The organism is Streptomyces sp. NPDC043867, assembly GCF_056435845.1.
In genome coordinates, this window is record NZ_JBWKDS010000087.1 from 1 (window position 1) to 2167 (window position 2167).

Sequence of the window (2167 nt, forward strand, 5' to 3'; positions counted from 1 at the left end):
TTCCACCACCGCCCGGACGGCACGATCGCGTACGCGGAGAACCCGCCGAAGAAGTACCAGGACATCTACCCGATCGCCTTCGACCGGGACATGCCGGGGCTGGTGGCGGAGACGACCCGGGTGCTGCGTTTCTGGATGGGCCACGGGGTGCGGATCTTCCGGGTGGACAACCCGCACACGAAGCCGGTGGTGTTCTGGGAGCAGGTCATCGCGGACGTCAACCGCACCGACCCGGACGTGATCTTCCTGGCCGAGGCGTTCACCCGGCCCGCGATCATGCGCAGGCTGGCCGCGGTCGGCTTCCAGCAGTCGTACACCTACTTCACCTGGCGCAACACCCGGCAGGAGCTGACCGACTACCTGACCGAGCTGTCGCACGGGTCGGCGGCCTACATGCGGCCCAACCTCTTCGTGAACACCCCCGACATCCTGCCGGCCTACCTCCAGGAGGGCGGGCGTCCGGCCTTCGAGGTGCGGGCGGTGCTGGCCGCCACCCTCTCCCCGGCGTGGGGCCTCTACGCCGGGTACGAGCTGTGCGAGAACACCCCGGCCGGGGCGGGCGGCGAGGAGTACCTGGACTCCGAGAAGTACCAGCTCCGTCCGCGTGACTGGGAGGCGGCCGAGCGGGAGGGCAGGACCATCGCCCCGCTGATCACCCGGCTCAACCGGATCAGGCGGTCCCACGCGGCGCTGCGCCGGCTGCGCAACCTCCACTTCCACCGGGCGGACAACGACGCGCTGATCGTCTACAGCAAGCGCGCCGGCTCGGACACGGTCGTGGTGGTGGCGAACCTGGACCCGCACCACACCCAGGAGGCCACGGTCTCGTTGGACATGCCGCAACTCGGCCTGGACGGGCACGAGACGGTGCCCGTGCGCGACGAGCTCACCGGCGAGACCTACCACTGGGGCAGCGCCAACTACGTGCGCCTGGCCCCGGGTGGTGCGCATGTCCTCGCCGTGGTCAGGGAGGCCGGAGACCACGACTCCCCGGATGAGCACGGCACCGTCCGGCGACCGTCCTCATCGCAGACCGGAGGGTCAGCCACCTCATGATCGTCAACGAGCCCGTCCCGGACACCTTCGAGGACACCCCCGCCAAGGACCGCGACCCCGAATGGTTCAAACGAGCCGTCTTCTACGAGGTCCTGGTGCGCTCCTTCCAGGACAGCAACGGCGACGGCGTCGGTGACCTCAAGGGCCTGACCGCCAAACTCGACTACCTCCAGTGGCTCGGCGTCGACTGCCTGTGGCTGCCCCCCTTCTTCAAGTCCCCCCTGCGCGACGGCGGCTACGACGTCTCCGACTACACCGCCGTCCTGCCCGAGTTCGGGGACCTCGCCGACTTCGTCGAGTTCGTCGACGCCGCCCACCAGCGCGGCATGCGCGTCATCATCGACTTCGTCATGAACCACACCAGCGACCAGCACCCGTGGTTCCAGGAGTCCCGCGCCAACCCCGACGGACCCTACGGCGACTACTACGTCTGGGCCGACGACGACAAGCAGTACCAGGACGCCCGCATCATCTTCGTCGACACCGAAGCCTCCAACTGGACCTTCGACCCCGTCCGCAAGCAGTACTTCTGGCACCGCTTCTTCTCCCACCAGCCCGACCTCAACTACGAGAACCCCCGGGTCCAGGAAGAGATCCTGGCGGCCCTCCGCTTCTGGCTGGACCTGGGCATCGACGGCTTCCGGCTCGACGCGGTCCCCTACCTCTTCACGGAGGAGGGCACGAACTGCGAGAACCTGGCCGCGACCCACGAGTTCCTCAAGCGGGTCCGCACCGAGATCGACGCCCAGTACCCGGACACGGTGCTGCTGGCGGAGGCGAACCAGTGGCCCGAGGACGTCGTCGACTACTTCGGGGACTACTCGGCCGGCGGCGACGAGTGCCACATGGCGTTCCACTTCCCGGTCATGCCGCGCATCTTCATGGCGGTCCGGCGTGAGTCGCGCTACCCGGTCTCCGAAATCCTGGCCAAGACCCCGGCGATCCCGGCGAACTGCCAGTGGGGCATCTTCCTGCGCAACCACGACGAACTGACCCTGGAGATGGTCACCGACGAAGAGCGCGACTACATGTACGCGGAGTACGCCAAGGACCCGCGCATGCGCGCCAACATCGGCATCCGGCGCCGGCTCGCCCCGCTGCTGGACAACGA

The 2167-nt window shown here is 68.2% G+C and carries 2 protein-coding genes; both read left to right on the top strand.

Going from position 1 to position 2167, the window contains the following annotated elements:
* Positions 1-1056, top strand: a 1056-nt coding sequence (locus AC069T_RS37930) for an alpha-amylase family protein (protein WP_478787077.1), incomplete at its 5' end; no start/stop codon positions are given.
* On the top strand, positions 1053-2167 hold a 1115-nt coding region (treS, locus tag AC069T_RS37935; protein WP_478787078.1), incomplete at its 3' end, for a maltose alpha-D-glucosyltransferase. The genes AC069T_RS37930 and treS, both read left to right, overlap by 4 nt.